Annotated in this window: 33 protein-coding genes, 1 tRNA gene and 1 riboswitch; of the genes, 10 read left to right on the top strand and 24 right to left on the bottom strand. The window is 45.4% G+C overall.

Annotation, left to right across the window (positions count from 1 at the left end; genetic code table 11):
- Positions 1-8: 8 nt before the first annotated feature.
- The 4 genes from C5I45_RS07810 to C5I45_RS07795 all read right to left on the bottom strand — a co-directional run bounded on the left by C5I45_RS07810 (position 9) and on the right by C5I45_RS07795 (position 2,743).
- Entirely contained in the window at positions 9-290 is a 282-nt protein-coding gene (locus tag C5I45_RS07810) for a YqhV family protein (RefSeq protein WP_003153124.1), read from the bottom strand.
- A gap of 147 nt (positions 291-437) precedes the next feature.
- Positions 438-995, bottom strand: coding sequence for an elongation factor P (gene efp / locus C5I45_RS07805; protein ID WP_003153123.1), 558 nt, complete (start codon positions 993-995; stop codon positions 438-440).
- A gap of 24 nt (positions 996-1,019) precedes the next feature.
- Positions 1,020-2,081, bottom strand: coding sequence for a M24 family metallopeptidase (locus C5I45_RS07800; protein WP_003153122.1), 1,062 nt, complete (start codon positions 2,079-2,081; stop codon positions 1,020-1,022).
- Between the two features lie 131 nt (positions 2,082-2,212).
- Complete coding sequence (locus C5I45_RS07795; RefSeq protein ID WP_003153121.1) at positions 2,213-2,743, bottom strand: YqhR family membrane protein; 531 nt, start codon at positions 2,741-2,743, stop codon at positions 2,213-2,215.
- A gap of 221 nt (positions 2,744-2,964) precedes the next feature.
- Between C5I45_RS07795 and C5I45_RS07790 the strand changes: the two genes are divergently transcribed.
- Together C5I45_RS07790 and C5I45_RS07785 are read left to right on the top strand one after the other, a co-directional pair.
- Complete coding sequence (locus C5I45_RS07790) at positions 2,965-3,921, top strand: DUF1385 domain-containing protein (RefSeq protein ID WP_003153120.1); 957 nt, start codon at positions 2,965-2,967, stop codon at positions 3,919-3,921.
- Positions 3,922-3,955: 34 nt separating this feature from the next.
- On the top strand, positions 3,956-4,351 hold the full coding sequence (locus tag C5I45_RS07785) for an SA1362 family protein (protein ID WP_003153119.1): 396 nt from the start codon (positions 3,956-3,958) through the stop codon (positions 4,349-4,351).
- Here the strand turns inward: C5I45_RS07785 and C5I45_RS07780 are convergent.
- The 3 genes from C5I45_RS07780 to C5I45_RS07770 form a co-directional block, all read right to left on the bottom strand.
- A complete protein-coding gene (locus tag C5I45_RS07780; RefSeq protein ID WP_003153118.1) occupies positions 4,348-5,223 on the bottom strand; it encodes a patatin-like phospholipase family protein in 876 nt (291 codons plus the stop codon). The two genes, C5I45_RS07785 and C5I45_RS07780, sit on opposite strands and share 4 nt — an antisense overlap.
- 114 nt (positions 5,224-5,337) lie before the next feature.
- Entirely contained in the window at positions 5,338-5,766 is a 429-nt protein-coding gene (gene mntR, locus C5I45_RS07775) for a transcriptional regulator MntR (RefSeq protein ID WP_007408338.1), read from the bottom strand.
- A gap of 99 nt (positions 5,767-5,865) precedes the next feature.
- Positions 5,866-6,702: a lipoate--protein ligase family protein gene (locus C5I45_RS07770; protein WP_025852904.1), complete on the bottom strand. Its 837-nt coding sequence runs from the start codon at positions 6,700-6,702 to the stop codon at positions 5,866-5,868.
- Between the two features lie 193 nt (positions 6,703-6,895).
- On the opposite strand from C5I45_RS07770, the gene C5I45_RS07765 reads away from it, so the two are divergent.
- Entirely contained in the window at positions 6,896-7,276 is a 381-nt protein-coding gene (locus C5I45_RS07765; protein WP_007408335.1) for a rhodanese-like domain-containing protein, read from the top strand.
- Between the two features lie 52 nt (positions 7,277-7,328).
- Here the strand turns inward: C5I45_RS07765 and gcvPB are convergent, their stop codons facing one another.
- From gcvPB to gcvT, 3 genes are read right to left on the bottom strand one after another with little or no spacing between them, the layout of a single operon-like run.
- Positions 7,329-8,804 (bottom strand): aminomethyl-transferring glycine dehydrogenase subunit GcvPB, encoded by a 1,476-nt coding sequence (gcvPB, locus tag C5I45_RS07760; RefSeq protein ID WP_014305403.1) that lies wholly within the window; start codon positions 8,802-8,804, stop codon positions 7,329-7,331.
- On the bottom strand, positions 8,797-10,143 hold the full coding sequence (gene gcvPA / locus C5I45_RS07755; RefSeq protein WP_032856854.1) for an aminomethyl-transferring glycine dehydrogenase subunit GcvPA: 1,347 nt from the start codon (positions 10,141-10,143) through the stop codon (positions 8,797-8,799). Before gcvPA ends, gcvPB begins: the two co-directional genes overlap by 8 nt.
- Before the next feature lie 14 nt (positions 10,144-10,157).
- On the bottom strand, positions 10,158-11,258 hold the full coding sequence (gcvT, locus tag C5I45_RS07750) for a glycine cleavage system aminomethyltransferase GcvT (protein WP_003153108.1): 1,101 nt from the start codon (positions 11,256-11,258) through the stop codon (positions 10,158-10,160).
- A 177-nt stretch (positions 11,259-11,435) separates the two neighbouring features.
- A riboswitch (glycine riboswitch) is annotated at positions 11,436-11,536 on the bottom strand.
- A 144-nt stretch (positions 11,537-11,680) separates the two neighbouring features.
- On the opposite strand from gcvT, the gene C5I45_RS07745 reads away from it, so the two are divergent.
- From C5I45_RS07745 to sinR, 4 genes are all read left to right on the top strand, one after another.
- On the top strand, positions 11,681-13,351 hold the full coding sequence (locus C5I45_RS07745) for a DEAD/DEAH box helicase (RefSeq protein WP_003153107.1): 1,671 nt from the start codon (positions 11,681-11,683) through the stop codon (positions 13,349-13,351).
- Positions 13,352-13,368: 17 nt separating this feature from the next.
- On the top strand, positions 13,369-14,163 hold the full coding sequence (locus tag C5I45_RS07740) for a YqhG family protein (RefSeq protein WP_014305407.1): 795 nt from the start codon (positions 13,369-13,371) through the stop codon (positions 14,161-14,163).
- Positions 14,164-14,339: 176 nt separating this feature from the next.
- The gene (sinI, locus tag C5I45_RS07735; protein WP_003153105.1) at positions 14,340-14,513 is read left to right on the top strand and encodes an anti-repressor SinI; all 174 of its coding nucleotides are present in this window, start codon (positions 14,340-14,342) and stop codon (positions 14,511-14,513) included.
- 33 nt (positions 14,514-14,546) lie between these two features.
- Positions 14,547-14,882: a transcriptional regulator SinR gene (sinR, locus tag C5I45_RS07730; protein WP_003153104.1), complete on the top strand. Its 336-nt coding sequence runs from the start codon at positions 14,547-14,549 to the stop codon at positions 14,880-14,882.
- Positions 14,883-14,929: 47 nt separating this feature from the next.
- On the opposite strand, the gene tasA is transcribed toward sinR, so the two are convergent.
- The 3 genes from tasA to tapA all read right to left on the bottom strand — a co-directional run bounded on the left by tasA (position 14,930) and on the right by tapA (position 17,006).
- On the bottom strand, positions 14,930-15,715 hold the full coding sequence (gene tasA, locus C5I45_RS07725) for a biofilm matrix protein TasA (protein WP_003153102.1): 786 nt from the start codon (positions 15,713-15,715) through the stop codon (positions 14,930-14,932).
- A 63-nt stretch (positions 15,716-15,778) separates the two neighbouring features.
- The gene (sipW, locus tag C5I45_RS07720) at positions 15,779-16,363 is read right to left on the bottom strand and encodes a signal peptidase I SipW (RefSeq protein WP_025852917.1); all 585 of its coding nucleotides are present in this window, start codon (positions 16,361-16,363) and stop codon (positions 15,779-15,781) included.
- The gene (gene tapA, locus C5I45_RS07715) at positions 16,335-17,006 is read right to left on the bottom strand and encodes an amyloid fiber anchoring/assembly protein TapA (RefSeq protein WP_014305409.1); all 672 of its coding nucleotides are present in this window, start codon (positions 17,004-17,006) and stop codon (positions 16,335-16,337) included. The genes sipW and tapA overlap by 29 nt, the downstream gene beginning before the upstream one ends.
- Before the next feature lie 258 nt (positions 17,007-17,264).
- On the opposite strand from tapA, the gene C5I45_RS07710 reads away from it, so the two are divergent.
- A complete protein-coding gene (locus tag C5I45_RS07710) occupies positions 17,265-17,594 on the top strand; it encodes a DUF3889 domain-containing protein (RefSeq protein WP_003153097.1) in 330 nt (109 codons plus the stop codon).
- Between the two features lie 39 nt (positions 17,595-17,633).
- On the opposite strand, the gene C5I45_RS07705 is transcribed toward C5I45_RS07710, so the two are convergent.
- The 9 genes from C5I45_RS07705 to C5I45_RS07665 all read right to left on the bottom strand — a co-directional run bounded on the left by C5I45_RS07705 (position 17,634) and on the right by C5I45_RS07665 (position 22,931).
- Positions 17,634-17,813 carry a YqzE family protein gene (locus tag C5I45_RS07705; protein ID WP_003153093.1) on the bottom strand — a complete coding sequence of 60 codons (180 nt, stop codon included), beginning with the start codon at positions 17,811-17,813 and terminating at the stop codon, positions 17,634-17,636.
- A 56-nt stretch (positions 17,814-17,869) separates the two neighbouring features.
- Complete coding sequence (gene comGG, locus C5I45_RS07700; RefSeq protein WP_014305410.1) at positions 17,870-18,247, bottom strand: competence type IV pilus minor pilin ComGG; 378 nt, start codon at positions 18,245-18,247, stop codon at positions 17,870-17,872.
- Entirely contained in the window at positions 18,248-18,748 is a 501-nt protein-coding gene (gene comGF / locus C5I45_RS07695) for a competence type IV pilus minor pilin ComGF (RefSeq protein ID WP_226565836.1), read from the bottom strand.
- On the bottom strand, positions 18,657-18,971 hold the full coding sequence (comGE, locus tag C5I45_RS07690; RefSeq protein ID WP_015388003.1) for a competence type IV pilus minor pilin ComGE: 315 nt from the start codon (positions 18,969-18,971) through the stop codon (positions 18,657-18,659). The genes comGF and comGE overlap by 92 nt, the downstream gene beginning before the upstream one ends.
- Positions 18,955-19,392 (bottom strand): competence type IV pilus minor pilin ComGD, encoded by a 438-nt coding sequence (gene comGD, locus C5I45_RS07685; RefSeq protein WP_025852922.1) that lies wholly within the window; start codon positions 19,390-19,392, stop codon positions 18,955-18,957. The genes comGE and comGD overlap by 17 nt, the downstream gene beginning before the upstream one ends.
- The gene (comGC, locus tag C5I45_RS07680; protein ID WP_003153087.1) at positions 19,382-19,690 is read right to left on the bottom strand and encodes a competence type IV pilus major pilin ComGC; all 309 of its coding nucleotides are present in this window, start codon (positions 19,688-19,690) and stop codon (positions 19,382-19,384) included. The genes comGD and comGC overlap by 11 nt, the downstream gene beginning before the upstream one ends.
- A 4-nt stretch (positions 19,691-19,694) precedes the next feature.
- Entirely contained in the window at positions 19,695-20,732 is a 1,038-nt protein-coding gene (comGB, locus tag C5I45_RS07675; protein ID WP_024085602.1) for a competence type IV pilus assembly protein ComGB, read from the bottom strand.
- A complete protein-coding gene (gene comGA, locus C5I45_RS07670; protein ID WP_003153083.1) occupies positions 20,719-21,789 on the bottom strand; it encodes a competence type IV pilus ATPase ComGA in 1,071 nt (356 codons plus the stop codon). Before comGA ends, comGB begins: the two co-directional genes overlap by 14 nt.
- Positions 21,790-21,980: 191 nt before the next feature.
- Complete coding sequence (locus C5I45_RS07665; protein ID WP_003153082.1) at positions 21,981-22,931, bottom strand: magnesium transporter CorA family protein; 951 nt, start codon at positions 22,929-22,931, stop codon at positions 21,981-21,983.
- 145 nt (positions 22,932-23,076) lie between these two features.
- On the opposite strand from C5I45_RS07665, the gene C5I45_RS07660 reads away from it, so the two are divergent.
- Complete coding sequence (locus C5I45_RS07660; RefSeq protein ID WP_014305416.1) at positions 23,077-24,378, top strand: hemolysin family protein; 1,302 nt, start codon at positions 23,077-23,079, stop codon at positions 24,376-24,378.
- A gap of 38 nt (positions 24,379-24,416) precedes the next feature.
- Here C5I45_RS07660 and C5I45_RS07655 read toward each other — a convergent pair whose 3' ends face one another.
- Complete coding sequence (locus tag C5I45_RS07655; RefSeq protein WP_025852928.1) at positions 24,417-25,247, bottom strand: STAS domain-containing protein; 831 nt, start codon at positions 25,245-25,247, stop codon at positions 24,417-24,419.
- Positions 25,248-25,318: 71 nt separating this feature from the next.
- Between C5I45_RS07655 and C5I45_RS07650 the strand changes: the two genes are divergently transcribed.
- Positions 25,319-25,389, top strand: a tRNA-Gln gene (locus tag C5I45_RS07650).
- Positions 25,390-25,452: 63 nt separating this feature from the next.
- Here the strand turns inward: C5I45_RS07650 and C5I45_RS07645 are convergent.
- A complete protein-coding gene (locus C5I45_RS07645) occupies positions 25,453-25,833 on the bottom strand; it encodes a Spx/MgsR family RNA polymerase-binding regulatory protein (protein ID WP_003153079.1) in 381 nt (126 codons plus the stop codon).
- Between the last annotated feature and the right edge of the window lie 105 nt (positions 25,834-25,938).

The raw sequence follows: 25,938 nt of genomic DNA, 5'->3' as shown, positions 1-25,938 counted from the left end.
CCGGCCCTCTATTTATGCACACCGGCCAAAATCAGCACCACCCCCGCAAAAATCAATATTAATTTTGCATATGAGAGCTGTCCGGCAATCTGATAAATGCCGATCGTCATTGTGATGATAAAGATCAGAGGGCCGACGATTGCCAAAATACTATTCACCACAACCGCTTTTCTGATGTCGTTTGTCAAAAGCATGATAATAGCGGCAGATAATTCAATGAGCGAGGACAAAACTCGTAAACCGGCCATCGTTAAAACAGTAGAATTGATTGAACCGAACAAAAATTTCATTGCAATCCCCCAACTTCAAGCATTTTGTTACACTATATGCTCTAGCTGACGGAAGTAGTCTCACTATTTTCATATAGAAGAAAGATTCTGAGGCAGAACGCAAAAAAAGCCTGCCCCGTAAAAGGAGCAGACTCCGAATTTCTTTAACTACGCTCTTGACACGTAAGAACCGTCTGATGTATTTACAACCAGCGTATCGCCTTCGTTCACGAAGAACGGTACGTTTACGACAAGGCCTGTTTCCGTTTTGGCAGGTTTCGTGCCGCCTGACGCCGTGTCGCCTTTAATTCCCGGCTCTGTTTCAACAACTTTCAGTTCAACTGTGTTCGGCAGTTCAATACCGAGCGTTTCAGACTGATACATCATGATATGCACAGACATATTTTCCAGAAGGTATTTCAATTCTTCTTCGATTTGGTTTTCGTTCAATTCAAGCTGTTCATATGAGCTTGTATCCATGAACACGTGCTGATCACCGTTGGCATAAAGATACTGCATCGTTTTTGTTTCGATTTGAGCTTTCGCGACTTTTTCACCTGCACGGAATGTTTTCTCCTGAATAGCGCCCGTGCGCAGGTTACGCAATTTAGAACGGACAAATGCCGCTCCTTTTCCCGGTTTTACGTGCTGAAAGTCAACGACGCGCCAAATGCCGCCGTCTACTTCAATCGTTAGTCCTGTACGAAAATCGTTAACTGAAATCATGTTTGATGTCCTCCTATATTCCGATCACAAAATAATTAATTCTTTAGGGGAATGCGTAATTGTCCGGTTGCCGTCCTCAGTGATGATGATATCATCTTCGATTCTTGCGCCCCCGACTTCCGGTATGTATATGCCCGGCTCAACCGTTACCGCCATGCCCGGCTCAAGAACGGCCGATGACCTGAAAGACAGCCCCGGTGATTCATGGACTTCCATTCCGAACCCGTGTCCTGTCGAATGGCCGAAATACTGTCCGTAGCCTTTTGCGGTGATATGATCCCTCGTCAGGGCATCCGCTTCTTTTCCCGTCATGCCGGGTTTAATATGCAGGACACCAAGCGCTTGGGCATCGTATACGACCTGATAAATCTCTTTCAGTTTATCACTTGGCTCTCCGACCGCGACGGTGCGTGTGATATCAGAACAATAGCCTTTATAATAAGCGCCGAAATCGAGCGTGACCAAGTCTCCCTTTTCAATCAATTTGCCGCTTGCCACTCCGTGGGGAAGGCTGGATCTGACTCCCGAGGCGACGATCATATCAAAGGAAGAGCCGTCTGCTCCTTGACGTCTCATATAAAATTCAAGCTCGTTTGCAACTGAAATCTCTGAGATGCCCGGTTTGATAAACGTCAGAATATGTTCAAACGCATCATCCGCAATCTTCGCAGCTTCCTCTAATATCTTAATCTCTTCACTTGACTTAATCAAGCGCAACTTTTCAACGGAATCCGCGACGGGAACCATCTCCGCTTCCTGCAGCACCGCTTGGTAGGATGCATATGTTCCGTACGTCATGCTGTTTTGCTCGAAGCCGAGTTTTTTAATGCCGTACTCAAGAATCGTATCCGCAGCCGTTTGGATTAAGCTTCCGCCGTGCTCGATAATGTCAAAACCCTTCACTTGCGTCTTCGCCTGCTCGGTGTAACGGAAATCCGTGATAAATGCCGCACGTTCTTTCGATATGACCGCAAGGCCTGACGAACCCGTAAATCCCGTCATATACTGCAGATTGGCGGAGCTTGTCACCAACATTCCGTCTATATCCAGCTGACCGAAAAGATTTCGCAATTTCTCAAGTTTCATTCCCTTTCTCCTCCTCGCCGATTCTTGACTGCCGCCTGACAACGCGGGAGCATCCCCGCCCGGTTTTCAGCATAAAAAATGTTCACTTCTCGTGAACATTTTACCATACCGGACAGGGATTATACACTTATTCACTTGTTGCCGAGCGCCCTTGCAAGCTTGTCTGACGTAAGTTCATTGTAGTTGAAGGAAATTGAGTAGCCGACAAACAAACCGTACAGAATGTAAAGGCAAAGCGTCGTCACGATTGTATCTGATTTCAATTCAGTGACGGATTTCACATCTTCGAAAATCGGATTGAATAAGAAAAAAACCGCACACCATAAAATGACGCCGTACACCATCCCCGGCCACATGGTTTTAAAACGCTTCAGGCAGACGAAATAAATAAACGCCCCGGCAATTGAAATGAATCCGATGACAACGATGCTGACCATCGTGCCCAGCCATTGTTTTTTCCATTCTCCGATCATAAACGGCTGAAGAATCATGTTGGGGCTGATCTCTGAAAAATGAAAGACATACCCGAGATAGCCGATCAAACTCCAAAATACACCGCCGGCAAATCCGATACCGCAAATTCTGCCGGTAAATGAAACAGGCTGCTGATCATCATCCTGCTTCTTTTTTTCTTCCTGTTCTGAATGTTTTTCGCTTGTCATCATGGCACCTCCAGTCATAGACTGCCCAAAAATTGAAAAGTCATAAAAAGCTGCGCCATATTTTCATTCAATGAGTAAAATCTAAAGAAACGGGGTATACTGCATGTAGAAAAAGCATTGATTTTCCGGCTGTCTAACTAGAGGTTTACCGCGGTTTCCTGTACAATAGAGTGAAAGGAAATGGTTAGTAAATCCTAAGAAAACAGGCAGGTTGATAAACAATGTCCAAACAAAAAACACCCCCTGCATACGGCGGGCAGGCTGTCGTTGAAGGGGTAATGTTCGGCGGCAGAAAAAATTATGTTACCGCCATCCGCAGGAATGACGGAAGCATTGATTTTTTCAAGCTTCCGAGAGTGCCGAACGCCAAGCTTTCGGCTTTAAAAAAGATTCCTTTTTTGCGGGGAATCGTCGCCATCATTGAGGCGAGCGCCAACGGCACAAAGCATTTAAACTTTTCCAGCGAACGTTACGGGCTTGATCCTCAGGATGACGCCAAGCTGGAGCAGGAAGATAAGAAGGGTTCCGGCTTATCGATGTTTTTCAGCCTGGCGGTGATCGGCGTTCTGTCGTTTTTGTTCAGCAAATTCGTTTTTACGCTCGTCCCGGTCTTCTTAGCGGAGCTTGTAAGGCCCGTATTTTCCTCAGACGCCGCGCAGATCGGAATCGAAAGTCTGTTTAAGCTGATTCTGCTTCTCGGATACATTTATTTTTTATCAATGACGCCGTTAATTAAAAGAGTGTTTCAATATCATGGAGCCGAACATAAGGTCATAAACTGTTATGAACAGAATTTGCCAATTACAATAGAAAATGTTCAGAAACAGTCACGGCTTCATTACCGTTGCGGTTCAAGCTTTATTTTATTTACGATCATTGTCGGCATGTTCGTCTATTTACTCGTTCCGACAGATCCGCTTTGGGTGCGGATTTTAGACAGGATTGCGCTTATACCGGTCGTTCTCGGCATCTCCTTTGAAGTGCTCCAGCTGACGAACAGAGTACGGAATATCCCCGTTTTGAAAGTGCTCGGTTATCCCGGCCTGTGGCTGCAGCTTTTAACGACAAAGGAACCGGCGGATGACCAGGTCGAGGTTGCCATAGAAAGCTTTAACGAGCTTCTCAGACTGGAAGACATTTCAGAACAGAGCGAAAAGCCGTCTCACAACGTAATCTGAACCGTTACCGTTATTATTTTGGAGGTGGGCAGTTATGAATCATCGTGTACAACCTTTTTTTGCTGTATTGATAGCGCTTGGCGCATTCGGTTTCATTTATGCGGCGGTAACCAACCCCGGGCAGATGATTTCAAGAGCAATCACCGTTATTATCGCAGGCATCATTATTTATTTTATCGTGAGGACGGTCCTGAACCGACGCACCGGCCGTGACGGAACCGCTTTCAAAAAAGCGGCCAGACAATCGCGGCTCCGAATGAAGGAGCAAAAAGCGAAGCACCGCGCCGGACACAGAGGCCGGGTCAGCCATTTGCGGAGCGTGCCGAGCAGCAGCAGACCGAAGCCGATGATTCTTAAGAAAAAAAGCCAGACCCAGCTTACCGTCATAGAAGGCAAAAAGAATAAAAAGAAAAACAGAGCGCTTTTTTAATAGCTCCATTGCTTCAAAAATTGCTCTGTTCTGCTTTTTCCTAGCTCAATGAGAGCTAGTTTTTTTTGCGGTGTGAGATGAAACTCCGTCGCCATCACATGTTCCACCGGAATAAAAATAATATTCTGTTCGTACTTTGTCGCGATATGCCTGGCATCATGAGCGTCTTTCATCGTTTCAAACAAAGCCCCGAACAGCTCAAAAGCGTTGCGGATTGATTTTTTCGGGCGCTCTTTTTCGTTGGGCGAAAGCGAAATTCCGATGACCGGCCGTTTGCGTTCTTTTGAATACAGCCAAATCGGGAAATTGCTTAACACGCCGCCGTCAACGACCGTTGAGGTGCCTTTTTCGGTCTTCAGTTTTATCGGTTCAAAAAAATAAGGAATGCTGCAGCTCATTCTGACGGCTCTGGCAACCGGGAACATCTCCGGATTTAATCCGTAGCGGGGAAGATCGTCAGGAAGCACGATCATCGTTCCGTTCGTCAGATCTGAAGCGATGAGACGGAGCGAGCCTTTTTTCAAATCGCCGAACGCGATGATGCCCTTCGCTTTTAATTTATCCGCAATCCACTTTTCCAGCATATCGCCTCTGTATAGTCCGAGGCGCCAATATATCGACACCCACTGCAGGATTTTCAGCGGGAGGAATGAGTATCTCTGATCAAGCAATTGCCTTCCGTCCACCTCATCTATGATGGAATGAACCTCTCTGCTCGTATAGCCCGCAGCGATAAATGCGGCAATAATCGCGCCGGCGCTTGTTCCGGCGAGCCTTTCAAAGCGAAAGCCCTTTTCTTCCAGCGCTTCATAAGCGCCGGCAAGCGCCACCCCTTTTATCCCCCCGCCCGAAAATACGCCGTCAATCTGCATAGCGCGCCCTCTCCCTTCCATCTCAAGGTGTATTATTATTTTAAGAAACGGCTGGGCGAAATAGACCAAAGAATGAAGACATTAAAAAAAGGGCGCCCCATTTCGGGCTGCCCTTTATTCACCGGGATTTTCAGTTTTTTTCTGTACGGATTTCAATTCTTTTTTCCGGCTTTCGTCATCTTCAAAATACTGAACGAGGTCGCCGATGCGGTCAATGCTGTTCCAGCTCAGATGATGTTCGATTCCTTCAACATCATTGTAAATCTTCTCTTCATCAACACCAATGATTCTTAAAAACTGCTCAAGCAATTCGTGTCTGTATACGAGCCGTTTGCCGATCTTTTTGCCTTTTGACGTCAATACGAGCCCGCGATATTTTTCATAAATCAAATACTCGTCTTTATCTAGTTTTTGAACCATTTTCGTTACAGAGGAGGGGTGGACTGCCAAAGCTTCCGCGATATCAGAAACCCGTGCATATCCTTTTTCTTCTATCAGCATATAAATCTGTTCAATATAATCTTCCATACTTGGTGTTGTCATAAGTAACCCTCCCAAAAAGCACCTTAACTTTATAAACCATTACAAGTTTACACTAACGGTCATGAAAAAACAAGGATGCTTCCGGTCTGTCAAGCCTTATCAGCGCTTATAATTCCATTCATCAGACGCGTATTTCGTCTCAGCCAGCTCATTGACAAATGCAAGCTCTTCAGACATGAGTGTGTAAGGCTCAAGATGAATGTTCAGCCCTTCCTCAAAACCGGCTTTAAAAGCGATTCTGGCCTCATCCATCGTTACCCGTTTCGGCGCTAAGGCGTTGATGGCTACCGCTTTGTTTTTGAAATTCCGCTGCATGCGCTCACGGACTCTGTCGCTCGGATATAAAAACAGATCAAACAGCTTATCCTCATCAATGTCAAGCAGGATGGAACCGTGCTGAAGAATGACGCCTTTTTGGCGTGTCTGTGCGCTTCCGGCAACTTTCCGTCCTTCGACGACCAGCTCATACCACGAAGGGGCATCAAAGCAGACGGACGAGCGCGGATTTTTCAAGCTTTCTTTTTCTTTCTCCGTTCGCGGAATCGCAAAGCAGGCATCAAGTCCAAGGTTTCTGAATCCCTGCAGAATACCTTCTGAAATCACCCGGTACGCCTCTGTCACCGTGGCCGGCATTTCCGGGTGATCCTCTGAAACGATTACGCTGTATGTCAATTCTTTATCATGCAGAACACCCCGTCCGCCTGTCGGTCTTCTGACAAACCCGAGGCCGTGTTTATGTACTGCGTCAAAGTTAATTTCCTTCTTAATATTTTGAAAATACCCGACAGACAAAGTTGCCGGATTCCAGCCGTAAAAACGGATCACCGGAGGAATTTTTTTTTGGCTGTGCCAATATAAAAGCGCTTCATCCAGCGCCATGTTAAATGCCGGGCTTTCATTCCCTGAGTCAATAAACCGCCATGTTTCTTTTTCCATACACTGAACCCTTCTTTATCGTTTTAATAAAATCAGTTTAACAAACTGCCTTGAAAATGAAAAATATTTCGTTTCATTAAGGATGACAATCGCTTCATGCTTTACTATAATAGTATTTGTCCCAAAACGTCCGGTAAGCCTTGTTTTCAGGAAGCAGGGTTTTGATTTTATAAGCTAAAGGAGTAGAATTGCATTGTCTAATATGATTGCTTTAATTATTGTTGCGGCGTTTATCGTTTATATGATCGTGTCGTATTTTTACCAGCAGCGTTTAATGAAAACACTTACGGAAGAGGAATTCCGCGCGGGCTACAGAAAAGCGCAGCTGATTGACGTCCGTGAACCGAATGAATTTGAAGGCGGCCATATTCTCGGCGCGCGCAACATTCCGCTGTCACAGCTGAAACAGCGCAAAAGTGAAATCCGTCCTGATAAACCCGTTTATCTGTACTGCCAAAACAATGTCCGCAGCGGACGCGCGGCACAGACGCTCCGCAAACACGGCTGCAAAGATATTTACAACCTGAAAGGCGGATTTAAAAAATGGGGCGGAAAAATTAAAGCAAAAAACTAATCATGAAAAAAGAGCTGTCCGTTTTATACGGAAGCTCTTTTTTTATACCGTGTCAGCGGCTGACGTCAGGTGTACGTTCGTATTTTAAAACCGGCTTTCTTGCCGCCTTGGTTTCATCCATTCTTTTGACAACTGTTGTATGCGGCGCCTCCTGAACGATTTCAGGCGATTCCTCCGCTTCCCGCGCAATTTGAATCATGGCATCTATAAACGCATCAAGCGTTTCCTTCGATTCCGTTTCCGTCGGTTCGATCATGATGCTTTCTTCAACATTGAGAGGAAAATACACAGTCGGCGGATGATAGCCGAAATCCAAAAGCCGTTTGGCAATATCAAGCGTTCTTACGCCGAGCTTTTTCTGCCTTCTTCCCGATAACACAAATTCATGCTTGCAATGACGGTCAAACGGGAGATCATAATAAGGCGCGAGTCTTCTCATCATATAATTTGCATTTAAAACCGCGTTTTCGGTCACAGCTTTTAAGCCGTCAGGCCCCATGGAACGGATATACGTGTAGGCTCTGACATTAATGCCGAAGTTGCCGTAATAAGGTTTTACGCGCCCGATCGACTGCGGCCGGTCATAGTCAAAAGTCAAACGGCCCTCTTTTTTCGTGAGAACGGGTTTCGGCAGATACGGAATGAATTCTTTTTTCACTCCGACCGGCCCTGAGCCCGGTCCTCCCCCGCCGTGCGGCCCGGTAAATGTTTTATGCAGATTAAGGTGAACGACGTCAAATCCCATATCTCCCGGTCTTGCTTTACTTAAAACGGCATTTAAATTCGCTCCGTCATAATAAAGCTTTCCGCCGGCCTGATGGACGATTTCAGCCATTTCCGTAATGTTTTCTTCAAATAACCCGAGGGTGTTCGGATTCGTCAGCATCAGCGCCGCTGTTTCTTCGTTTACCGCTCTTTTCAAATCTTCAATGTCAACCAGCCCGTGCTCATTTGACTTAACGGTAATCGTTTCAAAACCGGCGACCGTGGCGGATGCCGGATTCGTACCGTGGGCTGAATCAGGGACAATCACCTTCGTCCGTCCGAAGTCTCCCCGCGCTTCGTGGTAGGCGCGGATCATCATCAGGCCGGTCCATTCGCCATGAGCGCCCGCCGCAGGCTGCAGCGTCACCTCGTCCATGCCCGTAATCTCCTCCAAGTGTCCGCTTAAATCGTATAAAAGCTCAAGCGCCCCCTGAACCGTGTCCTCGTCCTGAAGCGGATGAATAGCGGAAAAACCTGCGAACCGGGCAATCTTTTCATTTAATTTCGGATTGTATTTCATCGTACAGGAGCCGAGCGGATAAAAGCCTGAATCAACTCCGTGGTTCCTCTTGGAAAGAGCGGTATAATGCCGCATAATATCGAGCTCTGATACTTCCGGCAGCTTTGCGTCTTCATCGCGGATATAGTCACCGGGAAGAAGGCTTTCAAGCTCTGTTTCCGGCACATCAAGCTCCGGAAGGCTGTAACCGACACGCCCTTCGCGGGACATTTCAAAAATAAGCGCCTGATCTTGATTATTCATGTTGATCCCCCAATCCCGCAATAAGCGAATCGATCTCTTCTTTCGTTCTCAGCTCTGTGACGGCAATCAGCATATGCTGATCCAGTTCCGGATACGCAAGACCTAAGTCATATCCGCCGATGATGCCGTCTTGCAGGAGCCGCCGGTTTGCTTCCTTAACGGGAAGATTCAGCCTGACGGCAAATTCATTAAATATCGGGCCGTCAAATGCTACGTGCAAGCCGGCTTTTTCCGCTTGGCGTCTCGCGTAATCAGCTTTCAATATATTTTGGCGGGCCATGTCTTTGACGCCGTTTTTTCCGAGCGCCGTCATCGCGACTGAAGCCGCTAAAGCATTCAGCGCCTGATTTGAACAAATGTTAGACGTGGCTTTGTCTCTTCTGATATGCTGCTCGCGCGCCTGAAGGGTGAGAACAAAACCTCTTCGTCCATTTTCATCCTCCGTTTGGCCGACAAGCCGGCCCGGCACCTTTCTCATCAGTTTTTTCGTTACTGCAAAATAGCCGCAGTGCGGGCCGCCGAACGCCGCAGGTATGCCGAAAGGCTGCGCGTCTCCGACGACAATATCAGCTCCGTATGCCCCGGGCGGTGTCAAAATACCGAGCGCGAGCGGGTTTGAAGAAACAATCAGCTGGCTGTTTCCTTTATGTGCGAGCGGCTCAATGTCCTTTAACGGCTCGATTTGTCCGAAGAAGTTCGGATACTGAACGATCACGGCGGCCGTCTCATCACAAACGGCATGTTCCAATGCTTCAAGATCTGTGACGCCGTTTTTCGCGGGCACCTCTACAACCTCAATATATTGGCCCTTTGCGTATGTTTTCAAAACATCCCGTGATTCCGGATGAACGGCTGCGGAAATGACGATTTTTTTCTTTTTCGTATGTCCCGACGCAAGCATCGCCGCTTCCGCAAGCGCCGTTCCCCCGTCGTACATAGAGGAGTTTGCGATATCCATTCCCGTTAATTCACAGATCATCGTTTGAAATTCAAAAATCGCCTGCAGCTCCCCTTGTGAGATTTCAGGCTGGTAAGGCGTATATGCCGTGTAAAACTCTGATCGGGATATCACATGATCGACGATGACCGGCTGGTAGTGATCGTACACTCCTGCGCCCAGAAAAGACGCATATGTAACAGCGTCCTTATTTTTCGCCGCAAGCTTTGTCAGCTCTCTCGTCAGCTCCGTTTCAGATTTTGCTTTTTTAATTTGGTAGTCTTTTTGAAACCTCACATCTTCCGGAATATCGGCAAACAGTTCATCAATTGTTTCTGCGCCGATGGCTTTCAGCATTTCTTTTTTATCCTGTTCTGTCGCGGGCAAATATCGATGCTTCATATGACTCTCCTTTTTCAGCTCTGTTTTGGACGTTTATAAAACGGTGTGCGGACAATCTTCGCTTTTACCGTTTTTTTACGGATTTCCACTTCTACTTCCGTTCCGACTTCACTGAATTCCGTTTTGATTAAGGCAAGGCCGATATTTTTCTTTAAAGTCGGAGATTGCGTGCCTGTCGTGACTTCACCAATCGGAACACCGTCTTTTTTCACGGCGTACCCGTGTCTCGGAATCCCTTTTTCAATCATCTCAAGTCCGACCAGCTTTCGCGGGGCTCCTTTTTCTTTCTGTTCACGCAATACAGATTTCCCGAAAAAATCGGAATCTTTCTTGTGTTTCACGGCAAATCCGATTCCGGCTTCAATCGGTGTAATATCTTTCGTCAATTCCTGACCGTATAAAGCAAGCTTCGCTTCAAATCTCAGCGTGTCACGGGCGCCGAGGCCGCACGGAACGAGGCCTTCATGCTCTCCCGCTGCAAGTATCTCCTTAAATAGATGAACCGCATCTTCATTGCGGCAATATAACTCAAACCCGTCTTCACCGGTATAGCCCGTTCTTGAAAGCAGAACTTGGCGTCCGGCAACATCCGCCTCGTCAATAAATGTAAACGGCTTTAAGGAGGACAAATCACATTCAGTCAGCTTCGCAAGAACCGACTGAGCATTCGGCCCCTGAACGGCAAGCAGTGAAATCCGGTCAGACTGATTCGTCAGCGTGACGTCGCCTTCCGCATGTTCCGTCAGCCAGGCGATGTCTTTTTCAATATTAGACGCGTTTATCACGAGCAGATAGCAGCTCTCGCTTTTCTGATAGATCAGCAAATCATCGACCGTACCGCCGTCAGGATAGCACATGGCGGTATAAAGCGCGTTTCCCGGCTTTAAATCGGCAACGTCATTTGTCATCATTTTTTGCAGAAAAGACAGGGCGTCTTTACCGGATACTTCAACTTCCCCCATATGAGACACATCAAACAGGCCCGCTTTTGTGCGGACGGCTTCATGCTCCTCTTTAATAGAAGAAAATTGAACCGGCAGCTCCCATCCTCCAAAATCAATCGTTTTTCCGCCGTATTCTTTATACACGTCATAAAGCGGTGTTCGTTTCAGCATCATCTTCCCCCTTCAGTCATTGGCGCTTGTAAAAACATATAAAAAAGGACAGAGAAACACCTCATGAAAATGAAGGCTTCTCTGTCCCGGCACCTGAAAGTTTACTTTATGAACATATCATAAAGACGTCCCCTTTGGTGGCCTGCTTCTTCTAAGTGCAGACACTCTCCAGAGTTGCGTCGAGCAAGAGTTCTTTTGCCTGAGAGATTCACTCCGCAGTTTGCTCCTTCGGCGCCCGGACGCCCATCTTTCGTCCGAGTCTCTCCCCTTGCTGTCATTCGCTCATATTTACCAATTTTATGGACATACTAAAGCAATATCTTTTAGTGAAATCATTACTTATATCCTACCACCCTCATTTACGTCCGGCAACAAAAATTATGATAAATCAGTTTTTTAAAAGAAAGGCGGTTTTGTTACAAATGACAGCAGAGATCATATTTGATGCAAACTGGCCGGGAGAGTTTTCTGAGCGGCTGAAAACGGACGGTCCCTGGTCAAATTGGGAGCTGTACAAACTGTCGGCTGAAGTCCAGCAGACCCTTGCCATTCCTGAATTTGAAGGGTTGAGAGCTCCTTTATACCTGCCCGATTTCACTCCGCTTCCCCATCAGCTTGAGGTCGCGCAGAAAGTCGTTGAAAAAATGAACGGCAAGGCGATTTTGGCTGATGAAGTGGGGCTCGGAAAAACGGTGGAAGCGGGCCTGATTTTAAAAGAATATATGATTCGCGGGCTGGCCAAAAAAATCCTGATTCTTGTGCCGGCATCACTCGTTTCCCAGTGGGTGAAAGAGCTTCAGGAGAAGTTTTTAATACCCGCTGTTGAACAGAAGAAAAGCTATGTGTGGGAACAGTGCGATATCGTCGTTTCTTCTATTGATACGGCCAAACGCTCCCCTCACAAAGACATTGTCCTTTCTATTCCGTATGATCTCGTCATTATTGACGAGGCGCACAAGCTCAAAAACAGCAAAACGAAAAATTATGAATTTGCGAGAAGTCTTGTGAAGAAATACTGCCTGCTTCTGACGGCGACGCCGATTCAAAACCGGATCGAAGAAATCTTCAATTTAGTGTCACTGTTAAAGCCCGGCCATTTAGGAAATGAAAGCGGATTTCAAGAAACCTTCAATCAGAAGGACGGGATTGACGCTCATGAGCATTTGAAAGAACTCGTCAATAAGGTGATGATCCGCAACACGCGGAGCGACACCGGCCTTACATGGACGAAGCGCCACGTGGAAACAGTGCCGATCACCTTTTCACCGACGGAACAGGCGCTTTACGATGACATTGCCGCACTGAAAAACGGCACGGAAAAGCCCGCCAGCGCATTTTCCATTATGACGCTGCAAAGAGAGTGCTGTTCAAGCAGAGAAGCCGTGTATATGACGCTCAAAAAAATGCTTGACCAAAAAGACAAACAAGCGCCCGCATTCGATGAACAGACGATCGCTAATTTAATGGACCGCATCAATCAAGTCACGCAAAACTCAAAAGCGATTCAAGTTGTTGACTTGATCCAAAAGATTAATGATAAAGTCATTATTTTTACTGAATACAGGGCGACACAGATTTACCTGCAATGGTTCCTTCAGCAGAACGGCATAAGCTCCGTTCCGTTCAGAGGCGGATTTAAACGCGGAAAAAAAGACTGGATGAAGGATCTCTTCCGCGGCAAAGTGCAGGTGCTGATCGCTACAGAAGCCGGAGGCGAAGGGATCAACCTGCAATTCTGCAACCATATTATCAATTATGACCTCCCGTGGAACCCGATGCGGCTTGAACAAAGAATCGGAAGGATTCACAGACTCGGTCAGGAAAGAGATGTCCATATCTACAATATGGCGACAAAACATACGGTGGAAGAGCATATCTTAAAACTTCTGTATGACAAAATTCATTTATTTGAAAATGTCGTCGGAGAATTAGATGACATTTTAACAAAAATCAAAGTGAGCAATTTTGAAGACCATTTGCATGATATTTTATGCCATTCGCTGACAGAGGAGGAAATGAGAATCAAAATGGACAATCTCACCTCTTTTCTGTCGTACGGTACGGAAAAGCCCGCCAGAAAAAAAGGCTCTTAAAAAGGAGGAAGCGCGACATGAGACAGCAGGAGGTTCACCAATTTTTACTGCGCTTTTTTGAAGCGAACCACTGCCCGATTACAGAACACGGGCCGGGTTTTATGACGGTTCAGTTGACGGTCGAGATGGACAAACAAATTATGAACCGCCCGTTTTATTGGCATTGGCGTGAAAAAACGGGCGGCGAACCGAACCCGATGAAGATTACGTTCATCACTGATAAAGAAACGGCTCCGGAGGATATGGACGGCGAGTTTATTTACTTTGGAGCCCCGCGCCTCTTTCAAATCTTTCAAGCAGTTAAACAAAATGGGAGATTTACAAGAATATATGAGAAAATTGTATCAGCCGGAGCCAGAGTGCCGCTTCAGCCCTGGCTTGGATTAAATGTAGTGATTTCATACCAATCCGACATGAAAAAAGACAGACTTTTGTCTTTAGGCCTGCATCTTGTTTCTGGAACAATTATAGAAGGGTTTCAGCAGAAGCTTGCACCGCTTCCGCTGACCTCGCAAATATCAGACTATTGCTTTACCATATCGCCGATGATTAAGCCGGAAAGCGGGATTAAAAGGATGGAGCATTACTTAAAAGACGCTGCCGCCAAAGAGCCGTCAGACTGGGCTGACAGCGCGATCGCCAGATGGAAAAAGGACCTCAGGCTGCTCGATCAGTTTTATGAGCAGACAGAAGAAAAACCTGAGGAATACCATTTGGAAAAACAAGCGCTGAAAGCCTTATATCAGCCGAAAATTCACATTCAGATTGAAAACGGCGGTTTATTTTTCCTGCAAAGTAATTTTTCTGGATAAGCGTTATCCATTCGACACCTTTCCCGTTTTTTCTGGAAATTCTATATTATAATAAAAGTATATAGAAAAAATTTCTGGCGTTTCGCATGCGATGAATCACTTCCAGACATGTAAAGATAAGGTCATGGGCGGATTGGCTGAAATACATAAACAAGTATTTTAGGAGGAGAAAATGCATGAAAAATGCAAAAATGGAATTTTCGCAATTAGATAAGGAATGGGTTGAGCTGATATTAGAAGCCCAAAAAGCAAATATCAGCCTAGAAGAAATACGCAAATACCTGCTTTCGCATAAAAAGTCTTCTCAACATATCCAGGCAGCCAGAAGTCATACCGTAAATCCTTTCTGAATGTGCTATAATATCACAAGGAAGGTGATGACATTGATTGGCCAGCGTATTAAACAATACCGAAAAGAAAAAGGCTACTCACTATCAGAACTAGCTGAAAAAGCTGGGGTAGCGAAGTCTTATTTAAGCTCAATAGAACGAAATTTACAGACGAACCCCTCCATTCAATTTCTCGAAAAAGTCTCCGCTGTTCTGGACGTCTCGGTTCATACTTTACTTGATGAAAAACATGAAACCGAATACGATGGTCAATTAGATAGTGAATGGGAGAAATTAGTTCGCGATGCGATGACATCCGGGGTATCAAAAAAACAATTTCGTGAATTTTTAGATTATCAAAAATGGAGAAAAGCGCAAAAAGAGGAGTAGTGCCGCCATATGTGCACAACTCCTCTTTTAACTGTCCGACTTTCGGATTAGTTTTTATCCTCACTGTGAGCCTTTTCATTTTCCTTGACGTAACCGTCTTTATCCGTATGATCTTTCTTAATGGTCAAGCCGTTCCATTGCGTGGCTTCAAAAGAGAATTGAAGAGAAATCGCATTGCCTTGGAACTTGTTTTGCACACTTAATCCGTCCGCAGTTTTTGCGGTGTCATTTTTAAATTGGATTTCCATTCTCACCTGGTCATAATCAGCAGGCGTTTTCGGAACTCCGTCGTACTCAGGAGCTGTTTTGCCGTTAATGGTTGCCACATTGACTTTCCCGCTCTCGCTCAGGAATTTCGGATCAATGTGCTTGCTGATCGCTTCGGCAGCTGCTTTATCCTGCTTTGTTGACATTAAGTATAAGTCTTTCAGGCTGGCCGCCTTTAAAATGATATTTTTAGGATAGCCGTTGCCCCCTTCTTTACCGACTGTCAGAACCGTAATTTCAAACTGGCTGAGGAAATCCTCCGCAGATTCATTGCCTTTCTTTGCTCCTTTAAAGTCAGTAAAATTCAAAGCCATCAGCACTTCTTTAATGGCAAGTGAACCGTTGTTTCTGAATTCAAAATCTTTCGTCAATTTATCACCTGGTTTTAAGTTTGACAAATTGACATTGGCTGATTGTTCTTTAGCCGATAAATCCAGTGTTCCTGACGCAAATGTAGCGTCCGTCGACTTCACATCATTAAATGCGGCCCATGTGCCTCCTCCTACTAATGCTAAACCGAGTGCGGCAGAGGCAACGCCCAAGCTTAATTTCTTTTTCATACCCATGTTTGTACTCCCCTTACTTTTTATTTTTTGTTATCAAATCCTGTCGCCAGGTTGCAACCGTATTCATGTGGAGATGGTTCCCTTTTTCGCATGTTCTTCCAGCGCTTTCGTTTTCCGCTCAATATCGCGGAGGGCGCTGAGGATGACTGTTATTGAGTAAATCAAAAGCATGACGCCGGGAACGATTAACAGAATCGCCGTTCCGATCGGCTGGCTTGCCAAATGTATGACATATCCCGCATACGGAAGCTGATATCCCGTATACTGGGCCGCCACTTTTTCAGCTTGAACGGGGGCGGCATCCGGGGCGGCATTATGGTCCCCTTTTGTCTCAAACAGCAGGTTCCCGTCCTTTTTTGTGATCCCGATTATTCTGTGTGTGACGGCTGTTCCGTCATCTTGCGTAAAGGTGATCACATCCCCTTTTTTTAAGTCATTTACGTCAGAAATTTTCTTTACCGCTATGAGCGAACCCGTCTTAAATTCCGGGTCCATTGAACCCGACAGCACGGATTTCAGCGTATAGCCGAAGATGGCCGGCTCACCCCCGGAAGCCCGGGTCGAAATCACCGTTAACGTCAGCACAATAATCAGGCTGAAGATGACGGCATACAAAATATTACTGATCAGTTTCAGCGTTTTTTTCATGATCTTCCCCGCTTTCTTTTACCGGCTCAGCCGGCTCTTTCTCCGTTTTCTTCAGATCGGAAACGGTTGCCTGTTCCCGGCATTTGACGAGTTTCATCGGTTTTGACCACTCAAATTGTTCTTCGTCCGCCGGATACCCTTCAGGCTTGTAAATCTTGAATGCGTATATGCCCGGCTGCAAAGACCGCTTTGACTCAATTTTATAAATCGTTTTGCTTTTTTTATCAGTAATAAGCCCTTTATCCACAACATTGCCGTTTCGTAAAGGCTGCTGCTGAGAAGCGATTTTATGGAGCTCCCATTTCCAGTCAGAAACAGTCCGCTCTTTTCCCTTATTCTCCAGCTCGGCATAGAGTTGAAGCGGCGCACACACGGTGCCTGACGTATCAGTTTGATTTGTTATATGTAAATCACTCTGATCCCAGCGTTCGTCATAACGGCAATCGTCATCCGTATATTGAAAATCTCCGCACGTTTGAACCGGGAGACTGAAGCTTTTCACATCATTGAAGGAGGAACTTGTATCACCTGTGAACTGAGCACATATCGTCACGGACAGGCAAAAAATGAACGAAAGCCGTAAAAATAGCATCATCCGCCATCTCACCTTTCCCTTTTTTTCCATTCGCAACAATCGGAACATGCCTTACCCCCTGTAAAACTGTTAATAAATATGACAACCGTTCTCTTTAAAGAACCTCATGAACAAAGTATAATCAAGGATTATCGTCTTGAAAAATGTCAAAATCGGTCAATTTGTTCGTTTTTGAGAATGGTATCTTTCAAAAACATCGTTTTGCTTCAAATTACACACCTTTTTGGAATTTTTTCTAATAAAACGTGAGAAAATAACGAGGTGCCTAGCACAAAATGGAAAGTATATACAGCGAAAGGACGAAGAATGATGATCACACAAAGTCTGATTTGCCTTTCTCTTCTTGTTTTCGGGGTTTCAGGAACAGCTCAGGCGGAAACGGTGCCTTATTATGCTGTTCACCATAAATCAAAATGGGAAAAGTTAGCAGAAAAAGAAGCTAAAAAAAGATATCCGCTCGCCCAAACGTTATTTATTCAAAAGGTGTGGGACCGGAAAAGAACGGACGAAGCAGTCAAACAATACCACTTGACATTGCGGGATGGCGCAAAAGAATTTGGTGTGTTTGTTACGATTTCTTTTAATCCCTACAGCCAAAAGGTAAATAAAATTGCCGTCATTGAGGAATACCAATAAGGCCCTCCTGATACAGGAGGACCTTTCGTGTGATTCGCTTTATTTTTTCCGCTGCATCCACAGCTTAAAACTGTACGGCAATATTCCGAACCAGTGCTGAGAAGCCGGCACTTTCTTTTCTTTCCGCACTTCTTTTCGCTCTCTCCGTTCCTGTTTCGGCGTATCGAAATATTTAACGAATTGCTCAGTCATATATTTTACATAATCATTTGTTTTCACGGCTCTCACCTCATAGTGCTGTCTTTACTATGAAGTGTTGTCCCGCCGCCTCTTTTTTATACTTCCGTCCATTGAATCAGCTGTTTCTTCTTCTGATCGAACAAAAGGTGAGCCTCCCGTCTCGTGCCTGACACTGTTTCGGCCTGAATTGTAACCTGAACCGTTTCCCGGCGATCACTCCCGGTGATGCGGAAGGAAACAGTTCCGTACGGAAAACGCTGTGTACCAGTTTGGACCTTTTGTCCCTGTGTCATATGGCGGCTTGACAGCAGCGCGCCGTTTTGGAGCAGATTCTCTCCGATCCAGTACTCCCCGGCCTCTTTCGCAAATGTTTTTCGGGTGATGAAATCAGATGAAGTATAGCTGATGACAAGTAAAACTGCGGCAGAAACAAACAGAACCGCGGGATAGATAAAACCGTCAGATTTGTACATTTAATCACCTTTTAAAGAGCTGTAAACCGGAATGACCGCCTGATTCTTTTTACCTGTAACGCTTGAGATCTCTAATAAGAGCAGGCCGTTTTTCACATCAGCCGTTAATGATGCCGCGTTTTGCAGGATCGGCACGTGGCCTTTTCCGTTTACTCTTTTCCTTATCATCTTATGATAAATTTCAAAACGCACTTCTTCGCCCCCTGTTTTCCGGCATGCTAACGCCAATCCGCCGTCCGCCGGCTTCACAGTCTCAGCCTGTTTACATTCGTTCATGATCTGCTGAACGGCAATTTGATGCTCCCGGCTGTCTAATCCGCCGTTATCGGTCCGGTTTGATAAAAACAGATGTAAAATCGGGCCCAGGGTGCCTGATAGGAAAAGACAGACTGCCAAGGAGAACAAAACATTAAGAAGCGTAAAGCCAGTCTGTTTTGAGAATGCTGAGACACATTTCTTTTTCGCCGCGGTCAGCCGCACACACTTTGTAATACTCACCATCCTCCTTCCACTTCACGCCGGGAGACGGCGGCTTTTTTCCGGTCATCATATAAGTGCTGATATGTTTCTGAAGAAGCTGGTACGCTTCCTGGCGATCTTCTATTTTCAGACCGTCTGTCAGCATGCCCGTCCAGACCGGAATGATAGACGTCATAAGGAACAGCCAAATGGCCATTGCTGATAGTGTTTCAATAGTAGAGAACCCTTTATTTCCGTTTAGCATGGACATTTCCGCTCCCTAAGTAAACTGTGATCTCATAGGTGAACCCGGCGCTCTTCAATTGAATCTTTCCTCCCGAATTCGGATGGCCTTTTTCGTTAAATTCAAGGCTCTCCGGTAAAGTCACAAGTGTAATGTGAAGCGAATCAAAAGAACGCTCGACAATCCTTCCGGCTGACTGCAGTTTGTATTTATGCTCTTTTGGAAGAAAAGTGATTTTTGTTCTTTTATGTTCTGCGATAGCCGTTTCCTGCGCAAGCTGAATATCTTTTTGAAGCTGTTCTGTTTTTTGCCGCACGGCAAGGTGGGTGCAGACCGGCGGAACCGTCGTGAACAAAACCGTCAGCAGGACGGACGCCAGGCTTAACACAATCAGGCTTTCAAGAAGAGTAAACCCGTTTTCTGTCCGCCTGTTATTGTTCAACTGTAACTTCTCCGCCACTAATTAAGATCTGTTTACCATTCGGGCAGGCTGTATTCTTTTTGATATACCCCTCTGATTGTAAATCGTTCATATCCGGCATTTTACCTTCATGGTCGATTTCGTACGCCGTCACTTGGGCTTTCACCATATTCTGCAGTCCTTCACAGCCTTTATGCTGAATGCTTTGATTATGTTTTGTAACGTTAGGAATGGTGATTAAAAGCAGAATGGAAACGATAAATAAAACGATCAGCATTTCAATTAAAGTAAATCCATCTTGATTTTTCAGACGAAGCACTCCCTTACATTTGGTTCATCATCTGGTACATCGGCATCAGCATTGACATGTAGACAATTAAAATCATACCGGCCACAACACCGTAAATGACAGGCTGGAGAATGCCGGTATACTTCGCCGCGTTTTGTTCAAGACGCTCCATCATAAACTGGCTGTACGTATAAAGTTCGCGGTGAAGCAGGCCGTTTGCCTGTCCGTGGCTGACTGCAGCCGCAAGATCTTTTTCATAATACGGATGCCCGGAAAGAGCGGATTCTATGGTTTCTCCGGCTTTCAGACGTGTAATGAGCATCTCTGCTTCTTCACGATAAAAAGGCAGAAAAGATTGTTCTTTAAAAGCTGTTAAGCTGTCATAGATAGAAAGGCCGGATTTCAGAAGACTGCTGAGCTGTAAAGAGAAAAAGTAGCTGTTAAAAAGAACGGCCGCTTTTCCCAAGAGGGGTATTTTCACAACAATGAGCATTTTATCTTGCGGGGATTTTTTCTTACATAAGAACCAAACGTACAAAAACAAGCAGAAAGCGGCGGACAGCGCCAGTGCGCAGGCTTCATGAAAATGCCGAAAAAATGCAAAGATGAAAGCAGTCGCACCGGATGTATTCATATTCATTGATTGATAAATCCCAGAAAACTGCGGAATAATTAAACTTTGCAGGATATAAAACATGACACAGACGGAAGAAATTAAAAACATCGGATACCGGAGCATTTTTTTGATTTGATTCGTCTGCATGAGCTTTCTCTGTAATAATTCGCCGCTTTGTTTCATCGCCCCCGGCAATTCTCCGTGTTTCTCTGCGAAATAGCAGATAGAGACGGCTTCTTTATGAAAAGACAGTGCCTCAAGCACTTCGTAAAACGCATCACCTTCCCTCAGCCGGCGGATTCCGTCCGTCAGCTCTGCAAGCTGACGTTTATGCAGCTGGAGTTTCAGCAGTCTGAGCCCTTCAATCAGACTGTATCCTTTTTCCGTCATTTCACCGAGCCTTTTCAAAAAAGCCGCTTGATCCTTCAACGGCCAGGTTCGTTTAATCCGCTTCATGATACACCCACCGATCGTAATTGTCGGTTGTGACATAGCCGAGCGCGATTCCTTTTCTGATCAGCCTGCGGAGCGTCTGATATTGAAAATTGGCGTGCTCTCCCTTTGCTTCCTGAAAGCATTGGGTGAGGTTTTTCCCGTAGAGCAGTTCATAAATGCCCGCACGGCGGGTCTGCCTGTACATCCGGCAGTACACGGAACAGTTTTCCTCTTTGCAGAACGGACATGTTAAATCAACCAGACGCTGAGCGGCAATGGCAATGACGGTTTGTTCAATTTCTGTCATGTTCACCCCAAACTCCAGCAGCCTGTATATGGCGCCCTTAGCATCTCTTGTATGCAGGCTTGAAAGAACGAGGTGTCCCGTCATGGCCGCGCGGACTGCGATTTCAGCCGTTTCGGCATCTCTGATTTCCCCTAAGATGATCATATCGGGATCATGTCTTAAAATCGCTTTTAAACCGGCGGAATATGTGACTCCGGCTTTTTCATTCACCTGAACTTGCAACACATCCTCATCTCTTGTTTCTACGGGGTCTTCAAGCGTGACAATCCGCCGGTTGAAATGCCGTTTTGCATAGTTGACAAGCGAGTAAAGAGTGGTCGTTTTTCCAGAGCCGGTCGGGCCGGTAAACAGAAGCAGGCCGTGTGAATGCTTCAGAAAGGACAATAGTGCGGCGCCCGCCCCCCGAAATAAGGACAGTTTATCCAGAGGGGGAATCTGCCGCTTAGGCAAAAGCCTGATGACAAGACTTTCATCATTCATTGTCGGCAAGGTTGACATTCTCAAATGAACGGTTTCCGTCGGAAGCGGCAGAGACAATGACCCGTTTTGCGGCTTACGTCTTTCTCCTATATCCATGGCCGATAAAAACTTGAAATGAGAAATAAGCCTTACGCATTCCTCTTTTTTTAAGACTCTTTTTTTCACAAGAGCATGGCCGATGCGAAAATGAATGAAAGCATCCTTTTCTCTCGGCACAATGTGTATATCTGAAGCCCTTGCCGTATAGGCCTCGTTTATGATGTTCCTGCTGTATGTTTCAATATTTTTCACAAGACTTCCCTCCTTCCGCACGTATTGTAAATCAGATAAACAAAAGCCGGCAAAGGAGAGATTATGCGTTTTACACTGTGTAAAACGCAAAAAAATAAAAAATAAGCCCCCTGACATTGATTTACTGAATGAAATCCGGAACCATTCGGCCATTTTCAGCCATCAAAAAAGCAGGCGTATGCCTGCTCTTCTTAGCGTTTCTTTTCTTTCCGCAAATATTTTTTTTGATGCTCCCTCAAAATGTCCCCTGTCCAGCCTTTCTGCCGCAGATAAATATAAATCAGCAGGGTTGATACAATAATGAGCACGATGGAACAGATATACGCATATTTCCAATGAAGCTCCGGCATGTTATCAAAGTTCATCCCCCAGAGAGCTCCAAGCGCCGTCATCGGTGTAAAGAGAGTTGTAAAGATCGTCAAGGCTTTCACAATTTCATTTCCTCTTTGGGAAGTAATGACTTCCTCGGCGTGCAGCAGATTGCTCAGTTCCTGATCAAACTCATTGATATATGTAATCCCTCTTTCCATCTTATGATGAGCTCTGAGGTAATCTTTCTGCCTGTCATTTTTCGGAAGAAACGCTTCTTTTAAAGCCATTTCCACTTTTTTAGCCCCCAGTGTAAGGCCTTTCCAAATGAACAGCTCATGGCGCAGTTTATGCACATTTTCCAAGATTCCTTTGCTGTTGTCATCATGAATCTGCCATTTCAGCGTCCGCTGCTTGACTTCAAATTCATCCAGTCCGATCAGATAGGAATTCATCAGCTCTCCCAGCAGAACAAAAAAGCCTTCAATCGGATTTTCACAGGTTTGAATCTGCTGTGTGGCATGCTTTTCTTTTACACCGCGCAGCAGCGAAAAATCAAAATTAATCGTAAAAAAGAAGTCTCTCGTAATATAAAAGTGAAATACGGTATGGTTTTTTTCATCATCTAATCCTTGATGATAGATTAAAGATCCGAAAACCGCTTCATTATTCTGATCATTTGTATCTGAGCGCAGAAAGTTTATATGATTTTCATGTTCAAACCACTTTTCGCATTGCGGCCAGTGATTGTGATGAATCATTTTTTTCGCTTCCGTTTTTTCATGCGGACCGAGCTGGTACCACAGCCAGTCCGCACCCGAATGTACCTTCATCTCTTGTCATCCTCCAGTATCGCTTTCTTGTTTTATTACCGTAAATGAGGCGGGCTAAACCAGGTTCGATGTTTGAGCAGCTTTCTACAGTGGTATTATTCCGAAAAAAGGGAGGTGCAAGCCTTCCTTCGCGGAAGGCGTTACATTGTATATCATCAAACTATCTGCCATCGTACTATTTATATTATTAACGGCGTGTTTTGTCGCCATAGAGTTTTCAATCGTTAAAGCAAGGCGCTCCCGTATTAATCAGCTCATTGAGGAAGATGTAAAAGGAGCAAAAGCAGCCAAGCATGTCATTACACACCTCGATGAATATTTATCGGCGTGCCAATTGGGCATCACCGTCACCGCTTTGGGGATCGGCTGGCTGGGTGAACCGACAGTCAAAGCAATGCTTCAGCCGTTATTTTTAAAGACCGGAGTTCACGAAGCGGTTGCCCAAGTACTGTCATTGATCATCGCCTTTCTGCTGGTTACATATGTGAATGTCGTCATCGGCGAACTCGCCCCGAAAAGTTTTGCTATCCAAAAAGCCGAGCGGATTACACTTTTGTCTGCCAGACCGATGATTTTGTTTTATAAGTTAATGTTTCCGTTCATCTGGCTGCTCAATCATTCCGCCCGCCTGATTACAGCCATGTTCGGCTTGAAGCCTGCTTCCGAACATGAAATGGCTTATACGGAAGAGGAATTGCGGGTGCTCCTTGCCGAAAGCTATCGAAGCGGCATGATCAAAAAAAGTGAGCTGCATTACGTAAATAACATTTTCACATTTGATAAGCGCACTGCCAAAGAAATTATGGTGCCACGGAATGAAATGGTGAGCCTGCCGTTAGACAGCGGATCGGGACATATGCTCCGGGACATTATCAAAACAAATAAATATACCCGGTATCCCGTCGTAAAAGGAGATAAAGATCATGTAGTCGGCATCATCAATATAAAAGAAGTTTTATTCAGATTCCTGTCAGAAGGAGCGGCGTTTACAAAACACGAACTCAGCCCTTACATTCAGCCGGCGATCCATGTGATTGAGACGATTCCGATTTATCAATTGTTCGTTAAAATGCAGCGGGAACACGCCCATATGGCCATTCTCATTGATGAGTACGGCGGAACCGCGGGATTAGTAACGGCAGAAGATATCATTGAAGAGATCGTCGGCGAAATCCGCGACGAATTTGATACGGACGAAACACCTTCCGTTCAAAAGCTTGGGAAGAACCGCTATCTCCTGAACGCCAAATTGCTGATCAGTGACGTCAATGATTTACTCGGAACAGAGATTACGGCTGATCAAGTCGATACACTGGGGGGCTGGTTTCTTACTCAGCATATTGACGCGAAGCCCGGGAGCACCATTGATTTTGAAGGCTACACATTTACGGTAAAAGAAATCGACAGCCATCATATCATGACGATTGAAGCTGACAAAGCTGAATAGCCTGAGGGAGAAATCCCTCCCGGCCATTCAGCTTTTTATCATCTTAATGATTCTTTTACGATAAATCCGTTTTTTGCCAGCGCCTTCGCCAGACTCTGCTCCGTTTTCACCTGAGAAAAATCGATGCCGAGCTTCACGACGGTCTGCGCGATTTCCGGCCTGATGCCTGAGATTGTCGTTTCTATGCCGAGAAGTTTTGTGCTGTCAATCACTTTGAAAATCTGATAAGCGACCATCGTATCCACAATCGGCACACCTGATATATCTAAAAATAAATAAGAAAGCCGGAGTGAAGAACATTGGTCAAGCACCGATTCCAAAATCATTTTTGCCCGGTAGGTATCAATTTCGCCGACAAGCGGCAAAATTCCAATACCGGCGGCAATCGGCATAATCGGCGCGCTCAGTTCGTTAATCATTTCCTTTTGGGCGTTTAATTGTGTAACCGTCACTTTATAATATTCCTCTGTAAATACTTCAATCATATGGTCAATTGCTTTGTTCAGCTTCTCTCCCCAATGGAATACCGCATTCGCCCTGGGCTTCTCAGACATCGTTTCGCAGCATGTCTGTATGCGGTTCCAGACCAATCTCCGGAATTCTTTAAAGCTCGTGACGCTTTCATAGACCGGTACTTCATGGACGGCCCGGTCCCTTGCGAACTGAAGCGCCCACTTTGTCAGCTCCTCTTCTCCGCCTTCTTTTTCCGATAAAATGCCGGCAACGATTTCAATTAACAGACGGTGCTGCATTTCCGCTTTCTGATCATCTGAAGGCCGCCCCGATTTTGGTATGAGCAGCCACTGGCGTGTGATTTCACCTGATTCTTCAATTAAGGTTCGAGATAATGTTTCATTCAAATGTTTCACGGGTCTCCTCCATTCAAATTACTTTGTATGTATAAATCGGGGCCGGACGCACATACTGTAATTACATCCGATGGGCTATAGCCAAGCGGTAAGGCAATGGACTTTGACTCCGTGATCGTTGGTTCGAATCCAGCTAGCCCAGTCCCGCAACCGCAAAAAACGAAGATTAGCTGATAAATTTGATCAGCGGATCTTCGTTTTTCTCTTATGATACAGATTGATGTACCGTTTTTTTCTTCGTCAGCTTCATCAGTTCTCCCGGATTGTATCCGATAACGAGCTTATTGCGATCGATCAGAATCGGACGCCGCAGCAGTTTCGGCTTCTCAGTCAAAAGCTTCAGCACTTCATTTACAGTCATTTCTTCAATGTTGAGGTTAAGGTTTTTAAATGTTTGGCTTCTCGTCGCCAATATTTCATCAATTCCTTCGGTCGTTAATGATAAGATCTGTTTCAATTCATCAATTGTCGGTGTCTCCCGGAATAGATGTCGCTCTTGAAAGTCAACATTGTGGGCTTTTAACCAATGTTTCGTTTTTCGGCATGATGTGCAGCTCGGGTATGAATAAAAAATAAGTTCTTTCATTTTTAAAAATTCCTCCCTCGGATAATCCGTCTCTTTGTTAACATAAGTACCCTGAACTTTTTTTCCCTAAACGTATTTCAAAAAGATTTTTCGGATCTTTTTTAG

Origin of the sequence: Bacillus sp. ZY-1-1 (assembly GCF_003047165.1) — a bacterium.
GTDB classification, from domain to species: domain Bacteria; phylum Bacillota; class Bacilli; order Bacillales; family Bacillaceae; genus Bacillus; species Bacillus velezensis.
This window is presented reverse-complemented; position numbering and strand designations above follow the sequence as displayed.